Annotated in this window: 20 protein-coding genes; 6 read left to right on the top strand and 14 right to left on the bottom strand. The window is 57.7% G+C overall.

Going from position 1 to position 19,446, the window contains the following annotated elements; translation table 11 throughout:
• Window positions 1-173 precede the first annotated feature (173 nt).
• Together ACP86_RS05355 and ACP86_RS05350 are read left to right on the top strand one after the other, a co-directional pair.
• On the top strand, window positions 174-722 hold the full coding sequence (locus tag ACP86_RS05355; protein ID WP_053112990.1) for an LPP20 family lipoprotein: 549 nt from the start codon (window positions 174-176) through the stop codon (window positions 720-722).
• 36 nt (window positions 723-758) lie between these two features.
• Window positions 759-1,964 carry a flagellar assembly protein T N-terminal domain-containing protein gene (locus tag ACP86_RS05350; protein ID WP_053112989.1) on the top strand — a complete coding sequence of 402 codons (1,206 nt, stop codon included), beginning with the start codon at window positions 759-761 and terminating at the stop codon, window positions 1,962-1,964.
• 12 nt (window positions 1,965-1,976) lie between these two features.
• Here ACP86_RS05350 and ACP86_RS05345 read toward each other — a convergent pair whose 3' ends face one another.
• From ACP86_RS05345 to yegQ, 8 genes are all read right to left on the bottom strand, one after another.
• The gene (locus ACP86_RS05345; RefSeq protein ID WP_008169334.1) at window positions 1,977-2,447 is read right to left on the bottom strand and encodes a SufE family protein; all 471 of its coding nucleotides are present in this window, start codon (window positions 2,445-2,447) and stop codon (window positions 1,977-1,979) included.
• Window positions 2,448-2,990, bottom strand: a complete 543-nt coding sequence (gene sufT / locus ACP86_RS05340) for a putative Fe-S cluster assembly protein SufT (RefSeq protein ID WP_008169336.1) — start codon at window positions 2,988-2,990, stop codon at window positions 2,448-2,450.
• Between the two features lie 39 nt (window positions 2,991-3,029).
• Window positions 3,030-3,383 (bottom strand): HesB/IscA family protein, encoded by a 354-nt coding sequence (locus ACP86_RS05335; RefSeq protein ID WP_008169339.1) that lies wholly within the window; start codon window positions 3,381-3,383, stop codon window positions 3,030-3,032.
• A gap of 13 nt (window positions 3,384-3,396) precedes the next feature.
• Window positions 3,397-4,650, bottom strand: coding sequence for an aminotransferase class V-fold PLP-dependent enzyme (locus ACP86_RS05330; protein ID WP_008169340.1), 1,254 nt, complete (start codon window positions 4,648-4,650; stop codon window positions 3,397-3,399).
• A 6-nt stretch (window positions 4,651-4,656) separates the two neighbouring features.
• Window positions 4,657-5,943 carry a Fe-S cluster assembly protein SufD gene (gene sufD / locus ACP86_RS05325; protein WP_053112988.1) on the bottom strand — a complete coding sequence of 429 codons (1,287 nt, stop codon included), beginning with the start codon at window positions 5,941-5,943 and terminating at the stop codon, window positions 4,657-4,659.
• Window positions 5,944-5,955: 12 nt separating this feature from the next.
• The gene (gene sufC / locus ACP86_RS05320; RefSeq protein ID WP_008169344.1) at window positions 5,956-6,729 is read right to left on the bottom strand and encodes a Fe-S cluster assembly ATPase SufC; all 774 of its coding nucleotides are present in this window, start codon (window positions 6,727-6,729) and stop codon (window positions 5,956-5,958) included.
• A gap of 207 nt (window positions 6,730-6,936) precedes the next feature.
• Window positions 6,937-8,385 carry a Fe-S cluster assembly protein SufB gene (sufB, locus tag ACP86_RS05315; protein ID WP_008169346.1) on the bottom strand — a complete coding sequence of 483 codons (1,449 nt, stop codon included), beginning with the start codon at window positions 8,383-8,385 and terminating at the stop codon, window positions 6,937-6,939.
• A gap of 476 nt (window positions 8,386-8,861) precedes the next feature.
• Complete coding sequence (yegQ, locus tag ACP86_RS05310; protein ID WP_053112987.1) at window positions 8,862-10,181, bottom strand: tRNA 5-hydroxyuridine modification protein YegQ; 1,320 nt, start codon at window positions 10,179-10,181, stop codon at window positions 8,862-8,864.
• A 158-nt stretch (window positions 10,182-10,339) separates the two neighbouring features.
• On the opposite strand from yegQ, the gene ACP86_RS05305 reads away from it, so the two are divergent.
• Window positions 10,340-10,696 (top strand): helix-turn-helix transcriptional regulator, encoded by a 357-nt coding sequence (locus tag ACP86_RS05305; protein WP_014578227.1) that lies wholly within the window; start codon window positions 10,340-10,342, stop codon window positions 10,694-10,696.
• A gap of 6 nt (window positions 10,697-10,702) precedes the next feature.
• Here ACP86_RS05305 and fabB read toward each other — a convergent pair whose 3' ends face one another.
• A complete protein-coding gene (gene fabB / locus ACP86_RS05300) occupies window positions 10,703-11,914 on the bottom strand; it encodes a beta-ketoacyl-ACP synthase I (protein WP_053112986.1) in 1,212 nt (403 codons plus the stop codon).
• Window positions 11,915-11,925: 11 nt separating this feature from the next.
• A complete protein-coding gene (fabA, locus tag ACP86_RS05295; RefSeq protein ID WP_008169354.1) occupies window positions 11,926-12,435 on the bottom strand; it encodes a bifunctional 3-hydroxydecanoyl-ACP dehydratase/trans-2-decenoyl-ACP isomerase in 510 nt (169 codons plus the stop codon).
• A gap of 223 nt (window positions 12,436-12,658) precedes the next feature.
• Here fabA and ACP86_RS05290 point away from each other — a divergent pair, with 223 nt between their 5' ends.
• Window positions 12,659-13,174, top strand: coding sequence for an SRPBCC family protein (locus ACP86_RS05290; protein ID WP_082220542.1), 516 nt, complete (start codon window positions 12,659-12,661; stop codon window positions 13,172-13,174).
• A gap of 10 nt (window positions 13,175-13,184) precedes the next feature.
• Here ACP86_RS05290 and ACP86_RS05285 read toward each other — a convergent pair whose 3' ends face one another.
• A complete protein-coding gene (locus ACP86_RS05285) occupies window positions 13,185-14,369 on the bottom strand; it encodes an NnrS family protein (protein WP_053112985.1) in 1,185 nt (394 codons plus the stop codon).
• Between the two features lie 122 nt (window positions 14,370-14,491).
• On the opposite strand from ACP86_RS05285, the gene ACP86_RS05280 reads away from it, so the two are divergent.
• The gene (locus ACP86_RS05280) at window positions 14,492-14,863 is read left to right on the top strand and encodes a SirB2 family protein (RefSeq protein ID WP_053112984.1); all 372 of its coding nucleotides are present in this window, start codon (window positions 14,492-14,494) and stop codon (window positions 14,861-14,863) included.
• A gap of 1 nt (window position 14,864) precedes the next feature.
• On the opposite strand, the gene ACP86_RS05275 is transcribed toward ACP86_RS05280, so the two are convergent.
• The gene (locus ACP86_RS05275; protein WP_014578224.1) at window positions 14,865-15,686 is read right to left on the bottom strand and encodes an ion transporter; all 822 of its coding nucleotides are present in this window, start codon (window positions 15,684-15,686) and stop codon (window positions 14,865-14,867) included.
• A gap of 219 nt (window positions 15,687-15,905) precedes the next feature.
• Here ACP86_RS05275 and ACP86_RS05270 point away from each other — a divergent pair, with 219 nt between their 5' ends.
• Window positions 15,906-17,258 carry a hypothetical protein gene (locus ACP86_RS05270; RefSeq protein WP_053112983.1) on the top strand — a complete coding sequence of 451 codons (1,353 nt, stop codon included), beginning with the start codon at window positions 15,906-15,908 and terminating at the stop codon, window positions 17,256-17,258.
• A 24-nt stretch (window positions 17,259-17,282) separates the two neighbouring features.
• Here ACP86_RS05270 and ACP86_RS05265 read toward each other — a convergent pair whose 3' ends face one another.
• Together ACP86_RS05265 and ACP86_RS05260 are read right to left on the bottom strand one after the other, a co-directional pair.
• Window positions 17,283-17,741: an EVE domain-containing protein gene (locus ACP86_RS05265; protein WP_053112982.1), complete on the bottom strand. Its 459-nt coding sequence runs from the start codon at window positions 17,739-17,741 to the stop codon at window positions 17,283-17,285.
• Window positions 17,742-17,842: 101 nt separating this feature from the next.
• A complete protein-coding gene (locus tag ACP86_RS05260) occupies window positions 17,843-19,204 on the bottom strand; it encodes an MFS transporter (RefSeq protein ID WP_053112981.1) in 1,362 nt (453 codons plus the stop codon).
• Window positions 19,205-19,446 lie beyond the last annotated feature (242 nt).

Genomic DNA, 19,446 nt, shown 5'->3' with positions numbered 1-19,446 from the left:
ATGACGCATGGGGTAACGGTTTGTTTTTGATCTGTAAATAGAGGCAGTTTTTTGCCGCATAGGGATTGCAAAACGATACGGTTGGGAGTTTTTGATCGGAATATCAGGCAGTTAGAAAAACTGGCGTAGTTTTTTCATGGGAAACCGGAAATGACGTTTTCTGGAGACACGCAATGAACCTTCGCTGGATACTTATGCCTCTGCTGGCAACAACGGTGGCTGCTTGTGCGCCGGTTGGCAGTTATCAGGGGGATAACGGCAACCAGTCCCGCCAGGATGCGATGCTGGAGCCAATTACTGTGCGGGTGAGCGGTCTGGGGACCTATGAGGATGTTGCGGCCGACCGTTCAAATACCCGCAAACGTCTGATGGCCCGCCGGGCCTCCCAGCTGGACGCCTACCGGAATCTCGTTGAACGGGTCTACGGCACTGTCGTGTACGGCAGTTCCACTGTTAATGATTTTGTGCTGCGCAACGACACCTTCAGAACCTATGTGGACAGCTACATTCGCGGCGCGAAGTTGGTTGCGGTCAACGAGCACAGCGACGGTGTCTTCGAAACGGTGATGGAGCTGAAGCTCGAGCCACGTTTCCGGGCCTGTGTGGCCAAGGTTGCCGATGATCAGGTGCAGGATCTCTGCCCGATTCCCATGCCGCAGGAAAATGACAGCGTGGGCGATGTACAGAGCAAAGGCGTGGATTCCCTGTATTACCTTGATTGATCGAGAGTATAGAGAGTGTAGGGAGTAACGAGAATTATGAAACGCTTGCTGTCACTGGCTGTGCTCGGAGCTCTGGCGCTCTTCGTGGTTTCTGCCGCCCATGCGGTGGTTCTGGAAGGCGTGGGCCATGCCAATATCCACAATGGCAACCTGGAAGCCGCCCGGGCCGAGGCCCGCAAGGCCGCAATCCGGGACCTTTCCCTGCAGTATGAAGCCAGGGTCAGCACGCACGACACCATGAAAAACGGCGTGATCACTGAGTCACGGATGGATCTTGCGTCAAGCGCCAGAGCCCGGAATGTGCGGGTAATTGATGAGTACCAGAGTGGCAATCTGTTGCGGGTGATTGTCCGGGGCGATATCAGCGAGAGTCGCAGCCAATGCGGATCGGGAGATTCCGGGCGCCTGAAAAAGCGTGTCGCAGTGACCGGGTTTCCTGTGCTGTATCCGGACCAGGCCAGGGTGGGGCGGATTGATGACGCCGGCGAAATCTTGCCGCAACAACTCCAGCAGCGTTTGGTGGCTCAGGGCGGATTGCAGGTTTTTGGTGCGACAACCTCACGGATGTTCACGGATCTGCTGAACGCGCCTACGGTACAGCAGGGCGACAATCGACTGACCAACGTGCTGGAACTGGCGCGTGAAATGGGCGTTCAGTTCGTAGTGACAGGCGTAATTCGAGATCTAGGCGTTGCGGATCCGTCAGCGTGGGGCACCTCCGTGCTGGATAAAATGCAGCGGGGCATCGGGGCGGTAGATCAACGGCGCCGGTTTGCGGCTGATCTCGTTATATTCGATGGCTTCAGTGGCGCGCCGGTCTATCGTCACAGGTTTGAAGCCGCAGCCGATTGGGATGCCGGGCCTGGCAGTGCAGCAGGGTTCGGCTCTGCCGGCTTCCAGAAAACCGCCTACGGCCAGGCTGTCGAGGATGTTATCGCAGACATGGCGATGGCAGTAACGGATGCATTGGCGTGTCAGCCCTTCATGACCAGAATTGCGCGGGTAGACGACTTTTCTGTAACGCTGGAATCCGGGGCTACAGCAGGCCTCAGGCCGGGTGATGAGTTGAAGATCTATCGCAGCAAGCGCTACCTGGAATCACCAGATGACTCACCAGAATTGCAGGACAGCGACTTGTCAGTGACGCTCGAAAAAGTTCAGCCGCATTTTAGCCGGGGTACCATGCCGCAACTGGGCGGCATCGTGAATATCCAGAGAGATGATATAGCGATTATCTGGTAGGGCTGACGGGCATCAATTGCTGGCGTTGGCCACCTCGGCGGCCGCAATGTCGCGGATCTTGCCAACCATCGCCCTGAGCCCGTTGCCGCGGGTCGGGGAAATGTGCCGGAACAGGTCCAGCTGCTCGAATAACTCATCAATGTCCGTGGCCAGCAGGTCCCTCGGGGTTTTGCCGTTAAGGGCGACCAGGATGATGGCAGCCAGTCCACGAACAATCATGGCGTCGGAGTCAATCAACAGGTACAGCCGGCCACTGTCTTCATCGTAATGATGAATCAGCCAGACCTGGCTCTGGCAGCCATGAACATAGTTTTCTTCAACCCGGGATTCCTCGGGAAACGCAGGAAGCTGCTTGCCCAGATCAATGATAAAAGCGTAGCGCTCTTCCCAGTCGTCCAGCAGCTCGAAGCCATCGAGAACGTCATCCAGGGTGGTGTCTTTACCCAAGGGGTTGTTCAGAAAGTCCTGTTCACTGGCAGTCATTTACAGCATTCCCAGTTCGAGTTTGGCTTCGTCGGTGAGCATTTCGTTGCTCCAGGGCGGATCGAAGGTCAGTTCAACGGTCACCTTGTCCACATTGGGCACATGCTCGAGCTTGGTTTTCACATCTTCGGTTATCACCGGGCCCATGCCGCAGCCGGCGGCAGTCAGCGTCATCAGCACGTACACATGGTTGCCGTCTTCGGTGCCATTTTCAATCCTGCACTCGTAAATCAGGCCCAGATCCACTACGTTCACCGGAATTTCCGGATCGTAGCAGTTCTGCATGGCTTCCCAGACCTGGTTTTCGTTGACGGTGCCGTCTTCCGGGGTTTCAAAGCTGCTTTCCAGGGGTTTCTTGCCGAGCGCGTCGGCATTGTGGCCTTCAATCCGGGCAAGGTTACCGTTAACAGCGACCGTAAAGGTGCCACCCAGCGACTGCGTGATGGTCACAAAGGTGTCCGACGGAATCATGATTTCGGTTCCGGAAGGAACAAGGCGGGCTTCCACCTCGCGTTTGGTCAGGACCACTTCCCGTTCTTGCATGCCTGTTCGGGCCTCGCTCTTTTCAATCTTTATATCGGATTACGCGACGGTAAAACTCTCGCCGCAACCGCACTCTGCGGTGGCGTTCGGATTGCGGAACTGGAACATGGAGTTCACGCCCTCCGTCACAAAATCGATCTCGATGCCGTTCACCAGCGGCAGATGCTCTTCTTTCACGAAAACATCGACGCCATCAATGTGAAACACCTTGTCGTCGGCGGCGGTGTCTTCCACCCATTGGGTTTCGTATTTGAAGCCGGAGCAGCCACTTTTCTTGATGGCCAGCCGAATGCCCTTGGCGTCCGGCTTTTTCTCCAGCTGTTTGCGCACGTGCTTGACCGCGCTGGGCGTCATGGTGACGGCGACGGTCGGGGTGAAGACTTCGGCTGTCATAATTCCACCTCCATCAGGCAAACAGACGCTGGACTTTCTGCAGGGCGGTAAACAATGTATCCACCTCGTCCAGAGTGTTGTAGAACGCGAATGAAGCCCTGGCTGTACCGGGAACTCCATAGAAATCCATCAGCGGCATGGCGCAATGGTGACCCGTGCGGATTGCGATTCCCTGCTGATCCAGCAGCGTGCCTATATCACTGGGGTGCAGGCCGGCAATTTTAAAGGATATAACCGGCACTTTGTTTTTTGCCGTACCGATAATCTCCATGCCGGGTACGGTTTCCACCAGCTGGTTGGCCCGCTCAAGGAGGCCGGTCTCGGCCGCTTCCATGGCGGAACGATCCAGGCCGTTCAGGTAGTCGATGGCGGCTCCCAGTCCGACTGCCTCGGCAATGGCCGGGGTGCCTGCCTCGAATTTGTAGGGCAGGGTATTCCAGGTGGTCCGTTCAAAGGACACTCGTTCGATCATCTCGCCGCCGCCCTGGTAGGGAGGCATTTCCTCCAGCAACTGGGCCTTACCGTAAAGCACGCCAATACCAGTGGGGCCAAACAGCTTGTGCGATGAGAACACGTAAAAGTCGCAGCCCAGCGCCTGAACGTCCGGCTGGTAATGAGGTACCGCCTGGGCCCCGTCCACCAGGGTGATGATGCCGTGGGCCTTGGCCTGTTCAATCAGGGCCGCCACCGGGTTCACCGTGCCAAGCACGTTGGAAACGTGGGTGATTGCCAGCACCCGGGTCTTCTCATTGAGCAGGCTGGTGAAGGACTCGAGGTCCAGCTCGCCTTCCGGTGTCACCTGAACAGGCACCACTTTCGCACCCGTGCGCTCGGCAATCATCTGCCAGGGCACGATGTTGGCGTGGTGTTCCATGTGGCTCACCAGGATCTCGTCACCAGCCTTCAGGCGCGGGGCGAGCCCATTGGCAACTAGGTTGATGGCCTCGGTCGTGCCGCGGGTCCAGATAATTTCCCGGGTGCTTTCGGCGTTCAGGAAGTTTCGAACCGTCTCGCGGGCACCCTCGAAGGCGGAGGTCGCACGGTCTCCCAGCGTATGGGCGCCCCGATGGACGTTGGAGTGCATCTCACGGTAATACCGATCCATGGCATCCAGCACAGCCTCCGGCTTCTGGGCCGACGCACCGTTGTCCAGATACACCAGGGGCTTTCCGTTTACCTGCTGGGACAGGATCGGGAAATCCCGGCGAATCGCGTCCACGTCGAAGGTGGTGCGCTTGGCGGTGCTTGCCACGGACAGATCGGTCATAACCGGTTACGCCTCCTGAAATGTCTGTTCGAAGAAGTGGTTCAGACGGCCCTGGACCGTCTCCCGCACTGCTTCAACCGGAATCTGCTCGACCAGCTCGTTGATAAAGGCCATGGTGAGCAGAACGTTCGCCTGACGCCGGCCGATACCCCGTGAAACCAGGTAAAACAGCGAGATTTCGTCAAGCTGGCCGATGGTCGCGCCATGGGCACATTTCACGTCATCGGAATAGATTTCCAGTTCCGGCTTGGTGTCAATCTCTGCCCCGTTGGACAGCAGCAGGTTCTTGTTGTTCATATCCGCATTGGACTTCTGGGCGTCCTGATGGATATGAATCCGGCCATTGAACACGGCGTGGGACTGGTCCGCTGCGATATTCCGATAGGTTTCTTCGCTGTTGCAGTGGGCAGCCACGTGCTCGATGGTGGTGTGGTTGTCGTAGTGCTGTTTGCCCTGGGTAACAACTACCCCGTTGAGCTTGCACTCAGCGCCTTCACCTTCAAGCCGAACCTGCAGATCGTGCCGGCGCAGGGGGCCACCAAACCCAACGGTATGGCTTTCAAACCGCGAGCTGCGCTGTTGCAGGACGCCGGTGGAGCCAATGTGCTGGACGTTCTCGCCTTCCATGTTCAGGCGAATGCTGGTGATGTTGGCGCCGTCGGCCACATTGAATTCAGTGACGGTATTGACCATGACCTGGGCCGAGCCGCTGGAGATGTACTCCTCCACCAGCGTAATCTGGCTATGACGGCCGGCATCCACGAAAATGCGCGGGAAAGCCGAACCGCTGGCCTCGGCCGTTACCTCGTGAACAATGAACAGCGGCTGGTCGAGCACTGCGTCCGGCTTCAGGCGAATCAGCAGGCCGTCTTCAAAACGGGCTGAATTCAGCCGGGCCATCTGAACCGCCTTGTTGTCCAGGGTGCTGTCCAGGCGATCCGCCAGATCGCTGGCTTCCTCATCGCTCAGATCGCCGAAGCTCTTGATGCTGATGCCGTCCAGATCCGGATATTCGCAGGCCTCTGGCATCATTACACCGTTAAGGAACGCAACCTTGTAGCCGGGCACTGCCAGGCCGCTGCCGGTCTTGCCATCCGCCGGCAGGGAGATGGCCATGTCGTCGGTCAGCTTCAGGTACTTGCTGGAGTATTTCCAGTTTTCGGTTTTCCGGGTCGGCAAGGGCATGTCGACCAGAGCGGTTCCACGCTGCTTGCGCAGGGCGAGCAGGGGCTCCGGCAGGGACTGCCCGGCCGGGTGCAGGAACGCGGTGGAAAGAGTGGGTGCTGGTTTCATTCCGCGACCTCCTTAGTTGGCTGAACTGTCGGCAGTTTCTTCATCCTTGATGCCCAGCCAGCCGTAGCCGCGTTCTTCCAGCTCCAGCGCCAGCTCGCGGCCACCGGATTTGATGATCTTGCCGCCCGCCAGAACGTGCACGTAGTCCGGCACAATGTGGTTCAGCAGACGCTGGTAGTGGGTCACCATCAGGATGGCGCGGTCTTCCGCGCGCAGAGCATTCACGCCGTCAGAAACAACCTTCAGGGCGTCGATATCGAGCCCGGAGTCGGTCTCGTCGAGAATTGCCAGCTTCGGCTGCAGCAGCAGGGCCTGCATGATCTCATTACGCTTCTTCTCACCACCGGAGAAGCCTTCGTTGACGCCCCGCTTCAGGAACGCCGGATCCAGATCCACCTGCTTGGAAATTTCTTTGGCGAGCTTCATGAACTCCGCCGCGTTCATCTCGTCTTGGCCCTTGTGCTGGCGCATGGCATTCACGGCGGTGCGCAGGAACTGCAGGTTGCTCACCCCGGGGATCTCCACCGGGTACTGGAACGCCAGGAAAATGCCTTCGCGGGCACGCTCTTCAGTTTCAAGTTCCAGCAGGTTGTCGCCGTTCAGGGTGATTTCACCCTCGGTAACTTCAAATGCTTCGTTGCCTGCCAGCACCTGCGACAGGGTGCTCTTACCAGAGCCGTTGGGGCCCATGATGGCGTGAACTTCCCCGGCCTTGATTTCCAGGTTGATGCCCTTGAGGATTTCTTTGCCCTCAACGGATGCGTGCAGGTTCTTGATGCTCAGCATTTGTAGGCTTCTCTCTATTCTAAAATTCAGTCTGTAAATTTAGACCCTTTCGGTGCCCGTAAAACGTTCGGGGCAGTGAGCGGGGAAGCTTTCCGGGATCGTCAAAATCATGGATGATTTTGTCGAGCGTACAGGGACGTATTTACAGCGTATCCCGGAAAGCTTCCCCGCTTGCTGACCTTCTCCAGGTCAGCGGGGCATAGACGTTTAACCGACGGACCCTTCGAGGCTTACTTCGAGCAGTTTGCCGGCTTCGACAGCGAACTCCATGGGCAGCTCCTTGAACACTTCCTTACAGAAGCCGTTCACGATCATGGAGACCGCCTGTTCCGGGTCGATACCACGTTGGCGGCAAAGGAACATCTGCTCGTCGCTGACCTTCGAGGTGGTTGCCTCGTGCTCTACTATGGCCGACTTGTTCTTGCTTTCGATGTAAGGGAACGTGTGGGCGCCGCAGCGGTCGCCGATCAGGAGCGAATCGCACTGGGTAAAGTTACGTGCACCTTCCGCCCCGGGGCCGAATTTCACCAGGCCGCGGTAAGCGTTGGAGCTCTTGCCGGCGGAAATACCCTTGGAGATGATTGTGCTGGAGGTGTTCTTGCCCAGGTGAATCATCTTGGTGCCGGTGTCGGCCTGCTGGTAGTTGTTGGTCAGTGCCACGGAATAGAACTCACCAACGCTGTTTTCGCCACGCAGGACACAGCTCGGATACTTCCAGGTGACCGCGGAGCCGGTTTCGACCTGGGTCCAGGAAATCTTGGAGTTCTTGCCGATGGCGGCGCCACGCTTGGTGACGAAGTTGAAGATGCCGCCTTTACCTTCTTCATCACCCGGGTACCAGTTCTGCACGGTGGAGTATTTGATCTGGGCGTCGTCCAGGGCCACCAGTTCAACAACCGCAGCGTGCAGCTGGTTCTCGTCCCGCATGGGCGCGGTGCAACCTTCAAGGTAACTCACGTAGCTGCTGTCTTCGGCAATAATGAGAGTACGCTCGAACTGTCCGGTGTTGGCTGCGTTGATGCGGAAATAGGTGGACAACTCCATGGGGCAGCGAACGCCCTTGGGTACATAGACAAACGTACCGTCGGAGAAGACCGCGGAGTTCAGCCCGGCGAAAAAGTTGTCACCGGCCGGCACTACCGAGCCCAGGTATTTTTTGACCAGCTCCGGGTAATCCTGGATCGCTTCGGAGATGGAACAGAAAATAACGCCGGCCTTGGCCAGTGGCTCCTTGAACGTTGTTGCTACGGAAACCGAATCGAAGACGGCATCAACAGCCACGCCCGCCAGCTTTTCACGCTCGTGCAGGGGGATGCCCAGCTTTTCGTAGGTTTTCAGCAGTTCCGGATCCACTTCGTCCAGGCTCTGGGGCATGTCTTCCGGACGCTTGGGCGCGGAGTAATATGAAATCGAGTTGTAGTCGATTTTCGGATAGCCCACATGGGCCCAGTCCGGCTCGTCCATCTCGAGCCAGCGACGGTAGGCTTTCAGCCGCCACTCCAGCATCCATTCCGGTTCTTTCTTGAGGCCGGAAAGGCGGGCGATAACGTCTTCATTAAGGCCGGGTTCGAATGTGTCGGATTCAATGTCTGTTACAAATCCGTATTCGTATTCCCGTTTGATCAGCTCGTTCACCTCGGTGTCGGTGGTCGCCATGATCGTCGCTCCGTATTCTCTCATCGCGGGCTTGTGCCCTTGGTGTCGCCGGCAGCCTCATGAATGGGCTGTCGATCGGATGTCATCAGTTTGGGTGTTGCAGTGATCGCTCATCCTGTGAGTACGCCCTGCAATCGCTTTTTGGATGACGGATTTCCAAAGCTGATGCTGATAATTAAGCAGAAAAGCAGCTTGAATCCATCGCTTCTGGGCAGCGATTATACAATACCAGAGTAAAATAGTCAGGTATTAATTTGAACGTGGGGTGATTATACCTTAATCGGCCTTTGGGGCACTAAGAGGGTGGTAATGAGGCTGATAGTCAGGTTCTTGCAGGACTGGAGTTTTTGAGAAGGACGCCAAGCGGGATTGCCTCCCAAAACACGCCGTGAACCCATCCCTGGGGGCTCGGCATTGCCATCCATGGCAATGCACGGTTTTGGGAGGCAATCCCGCTTGGCGCCTCAGACTAATTGCTAGTCGCCGGTAGCCAGGAGTCTGGTGAGGTAGCTGTGCTCCAGAGTTTGTGGAAGATTAGCCGGTTTTGGAATCCGCACGATATGCCCGCTGCCCGGCGCATAGTCCATGGCCTGGCCGTTTCGGTTCTCCATGACATTAGCCGAGAACCGGATGTTGCCGGCCGGGCTGATCAGTTCCAGTTGGTCGCCGGGGGCGAATTTGTTCTTCACGTCTATGGTCAGCCACTGGTCATCCTTGCCGGTAATGGTGCCAACCACCTGCTGGGTGCCAAGGAATGAGGAGCCCTGTTCGTAGGTCTGGTATTCCCGGGGCATATGGCGGCGCAGGAAGCCTTCGGTATAGCCCCGGTTGGAGAGGGCTTCCAATTCGTCCATCAGGTTCATGTCGAACGGCTTGCCCTGCACCGCCTCGTCGATGGCGCGACGGTAGACTTGGGTGGTGCGGGCCACGTAGTAGGTGCTCTTCGTGCGGCCCTCAATTTTCAGGGAATGAACGCCCATCTTTGCCAGTTCAGCGACGTGTTGAACGGCTCTCAAATCCTTTGAGTTCATGATGTAGGTGCCGTGCTCGTCTTCATAGGCGGGTATGAATCCGCCCGGGCGGTTGGGCTCTTCCAGCAGGATTTCTTTCGGTGCCACCTCCTGTACATCGCCGCCGCCGCAGGTGGCGATCAGGTCGCCGGTCTGGTCGTGGCCGTGCTGGACCTGTTTGTAGTTCCAGCGGCAGGCGTTGGTGCAGGCACCCTGGTTGGCGTCCCGGTGGTTCATGTAACCCGAGAGCAGGCAGCGGCCAGAATAAGCCATGCACAGGGCGCCGTGAACGAAGACTTCGAGCTCCATCTCCGGGACCCGTTCTCGGATCTCGCGAATTTCATTCAGGGCCAGTTCACGGGAGAGGATGACCCGGCTGATTCCCTGGCGCCGCCAGAACTCTACCGTGGCCCAGTTCACCGCGTTGGCCTGTACTGAAAGATGGATGGGTTGGTCTGGCCATTTTTCCCGCACCAGCATGATCAGGCCGGGATCCGACATGATCAGCGCGTCGGGTTTTTGTTCCAGTACTGGCGCCAGATCTCTCAGATAGGACCGCACCTTGTCGTTGTGAGGTGCTATGTTGGAGACAAGGTAGAACTGTTTGCCCAGTTCGTGGGCCCGTTCAATGCCCGCGCCAAGCGCTGCAACGTCTTTGAAACTGTTGTTTCTTACTCTCAGCGAATAGCGCGGCTGGCCGGCGTAGACCGCATCGGCGCCATAGGCAAAGGCGGTTTCAAGGTGTTCGGGGGTGCCCGCGGGGGCGAGCAGTTCCGGGGTTTTCATAGTGGCTCCGGGCGATTCTGAAAACGGGGCATTCTGCCGTATGCCGTCGGCCGTTCCCTTGATCCTGCTCAAAGGTCTTATTGATTGTTTTCGGCTAACATGTGTACGCTCACGGTTCGGGCTTTTCGGGCCGAAGCGTTGCAAAGGAGGAATTCAGGATGGCATCAAAGCCTCTGACGCCAGAGGTGGCGCGGGCTTCGCTGAGTGTCAGGGTCAGTTCCCTGATCAGTGTTCAGCTTGCTCGTGGCAAAGTTGGTGTGGAAGTCGTGGCGTCGCAGCTGCATATGAGCCGCTACACGTTGCACAAGAAACTGAAGCGTGAAGGGCTGACCTTCGCCCGTTTGCTGGAGGATGTTCGCCGCAGGCAGGCGCTGACCTACATGCAGGACAGGACCAAACCGCTGGTGGAGATTGCCGAGCAGCTCGGTTTTTCGGAGTTGAGCGCATTCAGCCGGGCTTTCAAGCGCTGGATGGGGACATCCCCGGCTGAATACCGCTCTGTCAGGCTATCCTGATCCGGATTAGACTTTTTTGAACACCAGTGAGGCATTGGTACCACCAAAGCCAAAGCTGTTGCTCATCACCAGGTCCAGTTTCTGGTTATCCATGCGTTCCCGAACGATCGGGTAGCCTTCGGCCCCTTCATCAAGGTCCTGGATATTTGCCGATGGAGCAATAAAGCCTTCACGCAGCATGATCAGGCTGTAAATAGCCTCATGTACGCCCGCCGCGCCAAGAGCGTGGCCGCATAGGGGTTTGGTGGAGCTCAGCGGCGGGATCTTGTCGCCAAACGTCTCTTTCAATGCTTTCAGCTCGGTGATGTCTCCGGCCGGGGTGCTGGTGCCGTGAGTATTCACGTAGCTGATTTCGCCATCCAGGTTCTTCATTGCCTGCTTCATGCAGCGCACTGCGCCCTCGCCACTCGGGGCAACCATATCTGCGCCATCGGAAGTTGCACCGAAGCCGACGAGCTCTGCCAGGATGTTTGCGCCCCGCGCTTCCGCGTGCTCCAGCGCTTCAAGGGCCAGCACACCGCCACCACCAGAAATCACGAAGCCGTCCCGATTCGCGTCATAGGTGCGTGACGCCAGTTCAGGCGTGTCGTTGTATTTCGTCGACAGGGCGCCCATGGCATCGAACAGCAGGCTCAGGGTCCAGTGGATATCTTCGCCACCGCCGGCAAACATGACATCCTGGCGCCCGAGAGCGATCAGATCGGCGGCATGGCCGATCGAATGCGCGCTGGTAGCGCAGGCAGAGGTGATGCCGTAGTTGATGCCGCGAATGCCAAATCCGGTTGCCAGTGACGCATTGATCGCACTGCCCATGGTGCGCGGCACGCGATAGGGCCCGACACGGCGGATACCGCGGTCGCGATGGGTATCGATGGAATCCAGCAGCTCAACCGTCGAGGCGCCGCCCTGGCCAAAGATGATACCAGTGGTGTCGGCCTTGATGTGCTCATCGGTCAGCTCGGCCTGCTCGATAGCCTCAAGCATCGCCAGATAGGTGTAACCGGAAGCGGGGCACATGAAACGCCACAGTTTCCGGTCAATCAATTCGGGCAGGTTCAGGTTGATCTGGCCGCAGATGTGGCTGCGCAGACCATTGTCCCGGGCTTCTTCGCTAAAGCCGATGCCAGAACGGGATTCCCTGAGTGACTGTGCGACTTCCTTCTGGTTGGTACCAAGGCTGGAAACAATGCCCATACCGGTGATTACAACACGACGCATCCTGTTAACTCCTAAAAATCATCGGTCGAGGTGAACATGCCGACCCGCAGGTCTTTGGCTGTGTAGATTTCCCGGCCATCTACTTCCATCCGGCCATCGGCAATTGCCATGGTCAGTTTGCGCCTGATCACGCGTTTGAGATCCAGACGGTAGGTGACTTTCTTGGCCGTCGGCAAGACCTGGCCAGTGAACTTCACTTCACCGGCGCCCAATGCGCGGCCTTTCCCTTCACCGCCACCCCAGGCGAGGAAGAAGCCTACCAGCTGCCACATGGCATCGAGGCCGAGGCAGCCCGGCATCACGGGATCATCAACGAAGTGCACCTTGAAGAACCACAGGTCCGGATTGATGTCGAGCTCCGCTACCAGGCTGCCCTTGCCGTAGAGGCCGTCGTCGTCCGCAATGTGCGTGACGCGGTCAAACATCAGCATCTCGTTGATGGGCAGGCGCATGGAGCCGGGGAAGAGCTCGCCATGGCCGCATTTGATCAGGTCTTCTTTATCAAAATGATCCGGGTTCATAGTGCCAGTGTCTCTGTTACAAAATGATTTCCTCATACTTTAGCTCGAATTTCGGGAGCTGCTATTGACCTTTAGTGGATGATTGCCGGTTTGAAGTTCCCCGAACTTGTCTGTTAATCCCGTTTGATGGTCATCAAGGTGCTTGTGCGACCCCGCGAATACAATCATCCATCAGAAGTCCGTTCTGTGACATCCGGAGATTCGAGACTGGCAAGGAGGGCGTATGTCCGGGAATGAGGAAATTATCGCAAGCAAGGTTCGGCGCGAGGGTGACCGGGTTTTGGTACGTCTTGAAAGAGAAACCGGGCACTTGCCTGAGCGAGTCTGGAAAATGCTGACAGACTCGGTGTGTCTGGCGGAGTGGCTGGCGCCTGGAACGCTGGATGCCAGGCCCGGCGGTCGGGTTCAGCTGGATTTCGGTAACAGTGGTATGCCGATCGATTGTCGGGTCACGGATTGCCAGCCGAATCGTCGCCTGGCCTATTCCTGGAGTTCGGGTGATTCCCCCGAGCGTCCGTTGATATGGGACCTTGATCCCATCGACGAGGGAACCCGCCTGTCGCTGACATTATTACTGCCTGATGATGAGGTGGTGCCGATTGCCTGTGCGGGCTGGGATGCTCATCTTGAGATGCTTCTGGCGGCATTGGAAGGAATCAGTATTCACTTCCCTGCCAGCCGGTTCCGCCAGGCAAGGGCAAGGTTCGAGTTGCTGGTCAGGCAGGAGTTGGCTGCCTGACCAGCCGGGGTCAGCCCTCTCGGCCATCCGGTCTGGGGCTGGCCAGGATGGTGGTGTAGCGGTACAGGAATATACCAAAGGCGACCAGCCAGAGCAGTGCGCTGCCACCAATGCCCGGGTGCCATGGGATGATCTCGAAGGCTGTGAGTACTCGCACCAGCGCGGCCAGATGAATTGCAACGAAGGCAAACACCATTCCCTTCGGCAACACCAGCGGTCTGCCGCTGTGGCCGAGGGCGACCCGGGAAATAACTCCCAGAATCAGGCACGCCACCGCCCCGGTGCCGGCGGCATGGCTCCAGGCGTTGGAGGGCCAGCCCGCGAACAGTGTGCCTGCCAGCAGGAACAGGGCCACCGGCACCCACAGGATGGACAGGTGCAGAATCCAGAGCAGGGGCTCCTGGCGTACGAGCCAGCCCTTCCATCCCGCCAGACGCACCAGCATAAGCCCACCGGACAGCAGCGCCAGCAAACCAGTAACGGTTTGCCAGCCAGTCACCAGGGATGCCATCAGCAGAATCAGGCTGAATACAGTTGCCATGTCCAGCGCGGGAATGGTCTTTACAGCGTTGCTGTCGAGTCCCCTCTGGCGCAACCAGCCGGTGGAAAACGCCGGAGTGATGCGGCCACCGACAATACTGATCAGTGCCATGGCCATGATCAGGGCACCATAGCTGAAGGCCATGTCGAGGCGGGTGACAAAGCCGATCTGCATCAGCCAAAGCAGGCCGAGTACCACCATGATCATCAGTTGTCGTTTTTGCCGGGCGTGCCAGATACGCCAGCCGGCATCCACCATTACCAGGGGCAGGAATGCCAGGTTTACTCCCAGAACCAGCCAAAAGGGCAGGTCAGCACCGGTTGCCAGCAGTACACGGCCGGCCAGCCAGACGCCCCAGAGCAGTACCAATCTGAATCCATGGGTTCGTTCTGTCTGGGTCCAAACGCACACTGCGGTTAACAGGAACCCCGCGATCGCTGCCGACAGAAAGCCAAACAACATCTCGTGCTGGTGCCAGAATAATCCGGGCATGGCCAGTGGAAGACTGATAACACCATTGACTTGCATCACCCAGAGGGGAATGACGGCAAGGGCCAGAACGGTCATGGACAGAAAGAAAATCCGAAAGGGGTAGGAAAATAATTGGCTGACGCTGACCGACGCCCGTTCAGGGGAAGTAGGAATGGCCCGCATAGATGTCTCCCATATACATGTATTCTGTGTATATGTTAAACCCTGACAACCGCGTTAACCATACCTGCTTGTAGGTAGATTGCGTACAATGCGGCAAAACGCCTGTTAACCAAGGAACTTTCATGACCGCGTACATGATTTTGAAACACCTGCACGTGACCACCGCGTACCTCACCATCACCCTCTTTGCCCTGCGTCTGCTCCTGGACGCCGTCGGAAGACCTGGGTGGCGACAGACACCGCTGCGGTTTATTCCCCACATCAACGACACCATTTTGCTGGTGGCGGCGATCTCTCTGGTTTTTGTGGCCGGGTACGCTTCGGCCATTCCGGGTTGGCTGATTGCCAAAATTGTCTTACTGGTCGGCTACATCATTGCTGGCGTGTTTGCCCTGAAAACCACCCTCGGAAAGCCCGTTCGAATTTCCGCGGCGGTACTGGCCCTGGTGCAGGTTACGGCCATTCTTCATTTGGCCCTGGCCAAGCCGTTCTGAGTCAGCGCTTTTCGCTGATCTGCTTCGTCAGCTCCGCCAGTTGTACCTGAACGGCCTGGAGCTGGCGGGCAATTTCGTCCCGCTCATCGTGGGCCTTCTGGGCCTGCTTGGCGTTCTGCTCCTCACTCATAACCTCCAGGATTGCCCCGATCATCATATTCAGGAAAACAAACGCCGTCAGGAATATGAAGGTGATGTAGAAAACCCAGCTCAGCGGATACTGCTCCATGGTGGCGTACATCACATCCGTCCAGTCCTCGAAGGTAGCCACCCGGAAGAGTGTCAGCATGGCAATGGCCACGTCGCCCCAGAGCTCCTCGTCCACGCTGGCGAAGAACATCGAACCCATGGCCGCGTAAATGTAGAAAATGATGAACATCAGCAGGGCGATGTAGCCCATGCGCGGAATCGCTTTTAGCAGCGAGTTGATCAGGAACCGGAGCTCCGGAACCACCGACACCAGGCGCAACACCCGGAAAACCCGCAACAGACGTCCCAGCAGAACCGCTTCGGAGTTATCCAGAGGAATCAGGCTGCCGATGACCACCAGGGTATCGAACAGGTTCCATCCGTCGAACAGAAAACGTTTCTTGTTGGCGCACACACCGAATCGGAACAGGATTTCCAGCAGGAAAAACAGGGTGATGGCGTTGTCCATCACGATGAGCGACTTCTCCACCAGGGGCGGCAGATCATAGGTTTTGGCGCCAATGGTCAGTGCCGACAGGATGATGATGGTGATGACTGCGCCCTGGAAAACCTTGCTGGACTCAATGCGGCGGAGTTTCTCGAAACCGGAGGCGGGGTTCAGTTGGGACGGCATGGCAGGCGACGGCTCCAGAAGATTCGGGGAAGGCCGAATTCTAAAGGGCCGGGACAGAATTGGATAGCCTCAACATGGGTCGTTCGTTTTGCAAGGTGCCTGGCTGGGTGTAATTAGCAGGATTTATTCAGCCTGATCAGAAATATTCATTCGTGCGATCCGCAAACCCTTCCCATAATCAAGTCGCAAACAATAAAACCAAAAAGCGAGTGACAATCCATGGAAGATGGACCGGAGTTACCCGGCTGGCGCTGGGGGCCGTTCACGTTCCGCGTGCCCTTTTACCACACGCGCCTGTGCTGGTCCGAGTTCCTGCAGGGGCTGTTTGTTTCAGCTGCGACAGGCCTGGCATTAATTCCCGTAATGACCGCCTTCTTTGGCCTCAGTTTTGAAGAAGCCGTCGCATTATCCATGATCCATGCCTCACTGATTGCCTCGGCGGTGATTGTCTTCGGCGAGCCCTACGCGGGAGGCTGGATTACCCCCGCGTTGCCCCTGATTCTGGCGTTTGTGATAGGGGGCTATGAGGATCCGGTCAGCCGGTTCCAGGCGATGACCGCGCTGAGCCTGGTGTTTGCCTCGCTTGTCCTGTTTCTCGGTATAACCGGCCTGGGCCGGCGCTTTGTGATCTGGCTGCCCGATACGCTCAAGGCCGGCATTATTCTCGGGGCCTCGATAGCTGCGCTCAAGCGGGTGTTCGTGGACGATGCTGAGCGCTTTCTGCTTGAACAGCCGATCGCCACGGGTCTTGCCTGTGCCATCTGCCTGATATTCACTTTCTCCATTCCGATGCAGAAGCTCAAGGAACGGAGCCGTTTCTTCTTCATGCTGGGAGCACTGGGCCTGCTGCCGGGCTTTCTGGCTGCGGCCATCGTCGGACCTTTGGTTGGTGAGGTGAATTTCGATATCCAATGGGGAATCCTGGTGCCACCACTGGGCGAGGCATTGGCGAAGGTTTCGCCGTTGGCCATAGGCTGGCCCTCCCAGGAGATGATTCTCCAGAGTATTCCGCTGGCGCTGATTGCCTACATCATCCTGTTTGGCGATCTGGTCACCGGGAATGAAGTGCTGCGTGACGGCTTGAAGGTGCGCAAGGACGAGCATGTGGATATCAACCTCAACCGCACCCACTTCTCCCTGTCGATCCGTAACGCCATCATGGGAATTGTTGCGCCCTTCTTCCCGACCCAGGGTGCGGTCTGGACTGGCGTTCACGTGATCGTGGTGCAGCGCTGGAAGCAGGGGCCGAAGGCGATGAACAGCCTGCACAGCGGCCTCGCCTCCTACTATCTGATGGGCCTGCCGTTTATCTTCTTCCTGTTGCCGCTACTGACCGGGCTCAAACCGTTGCTGGGTGTTGCCCTGTCGCTGACTCTGGTGCTTACCGGCTTTGCCTGCGCTTACATTGCCATGTCGATCCCGAGGGATAATGCTTCCCGGGGTACGGTGGTTCTGATTGGCGCCGCGCTGGCGTTCTTTGAGCCGTGGATGGGGCTGTTGATTGGCGTGGTGGCTACCCTGGCACTGGTGGGCTGGGACCGGAGCCCGGATCCAATTCCCCACGACGAGTGACGCGCCGATGGCAGATCCCTGGTGTCAGCCCGCCTGGCTCAGGATGATCTGCCATTCCTCCTCGCCCACGGGCATCACAGAGAGCCGGTAACCCTTCCGGACTAGAGGCAGGTTTTCGAGCCCGGCCATGGATTTCAGCTCCTCTAGCGGGATCAAACTTGGCAGGGTGCGGACATACTTCATGTCGACAGCCTGCCAGCGAGCCTTTTCCCTGGTGCTCTTGCCATCGTAGTAGGGCGATTCCGGGTCAAACTGGGTTGGGTCCGGATAGGCGCTGCGAATAACCGTCACGATGCCGGCAATCCCGATGTGCTTGCAGCTGGAGTGGTAGAGGAAAACCTCGTCGCCCTCCGCCATTTGGGCCAGGAAATTCCGGGCCTGGTAGTTACGCACTCCGTCCCACGGGATCACACCGTCCGGGGCTTTCGCAAAATCTTCTATGCCGCATTCTGCAGGTTCTGATTTAACCAGCCACTTGGCCATGATGTTTCTCCCATTTACCGAATCAGCCTCATTCCAGTCCCCGCGATTATACGAAAAAGCCCCGCAGTGCGGGGCAACGAGGGGCAATCAATCAAGCGGCGTCAGGATTGGCCGGCTGTTGGCGGTGGCGCCAGAGGTTCTTTGGGTTTTTTGCGGTTCAGTGGATAAAACAGCTGTGGCGAGGCCAGTTCCGGCAAATCCGTTCTTTCCTCGTTGGCGGCCCACTCCACCCGCTCGGCAGAGCGGATCGCGTAGTGCATCCACGCCAGGGCAGCTGCGACGATCACAAACATCAGCATAAAGCAGCTCTGCCAGATGCCCGTAAGGTCGTTCAGTACGCCGAAGGTCAGTGGCAGGATAAATCCTCCAAGCCCGCCGATCATGCCAACTACACCGCCTACGGCGCCGACATGCATGGGGTAGTAAACCGGAATGTGTTTGTACACCGCTGCCTTGCCCAGGGACATAAAGAATCCGAGGATAAAGATCAGCGCCACGAACATGGGCAGGTTCATGGCCAGGGTAAAGCGGATATCACCATCAATTCCCTGAACCACGTAATCGGTGGGCGGATAGCTCAGCAGAAATGTGCACAGAACCGACGCTCCGAAGGTCCAGTACATCACCCGGCGGGCGCCGAAACGGTCTGACATCCAGCCGCCCAGAATCCGGAACAGGGAAGCAGGGATGGTGTAGAGCGCGGCAATGATGCCGGCGGTTTTGATGTCCAGGCCGTAGACGCCAATCAGGAAGTGCGGCAGCCAGAGGGCCAAAGCCACAAAGGCGCCGAACACAAAGAAGTAGTACAGGGCAAAGCGCCAGACCCTCAGCTCCCGTAGGGGTTCCATCTGCTCCAGGAAGGTTTTGGACTTGCTGCCAGCCCGCTCTGCCGCCAGGGGATCTTCCTTGGCCAGCAGAATGAAAACAACACCCATGATCGCCAGCACCGTGGCGTAGATCTGCGCGGTGCTTTCCCAGCCGAATGCCACCAGCAGGAACGGGGCCCCGAAATTGGTTACTGCCGCGCCCACGTTGCCCGCACCGAAAATGCCCAGGGCTGTGCCCTGCCGCTCCGGTTCAAACCAGGCCGCCGTGTAAGCCACCCCCACGATAAAGGCACCACCTGCCAGGCCAACGCCCAGAGCGCCTACCAACAGCATGAGGTACGTGGTCGCGAAGGTGAGCAGGTACACGCAGGCGGCGGTAGTGAGCATCAGAATGCCGAACACCCAGCGGCCGCCGTACCGGTCTGTCCATATGCCCAGGAAGAGTCGACTTATCGAGCCGGTAAGAATGGGGGTGGCCATCAGCAGACCCAACTGGGTATCCGACAGCCCGAGATCCTCGCTGATGCGAATCCCGATGATGGAGAAAATGGTCCACACCGCAAAGCACAGGGTGAAGGCGAAAGTGGATAAACCCAGCGCGCGATATTGCTCGGGTTTTGATGGGCTAATAGCCATGTTTCCCCTCCTTTCAGATATCCATCGAGTGCTGTCTGAAAGCACCTCTTAAACCATACCAAAAACAGGGTTTTTCCATGCGGGGCATTGGAGGTACCTCCTGCTGGGTGCAGTGGTGGTAGGCAATCCGAGGCTTTTAAGGCGCAGGGGATAGACCCTTGATTTCTCTCGTGGGGTACGCGTTGCCAGGGTTGATTTACGTCAATTATGGGCGGCACCGGAGTGTGGGCTAATGCTGACAG

The organism is Marinobacter sp. CP1 (assembly GCF_001266795.1).
In the GTDB taxonomy this organism is placed as follows: Bacteria; Pseudomonadota; Gammaproteobacteria; order Pseudomonadales; family Oleiphilaceae; genus Marinobacter; species Marinobacter flavimaris.
Note: the sequence above shows the minus strand (reverse complement) of the source record. Positions and strands in the feature narration are given on the sequence as shown.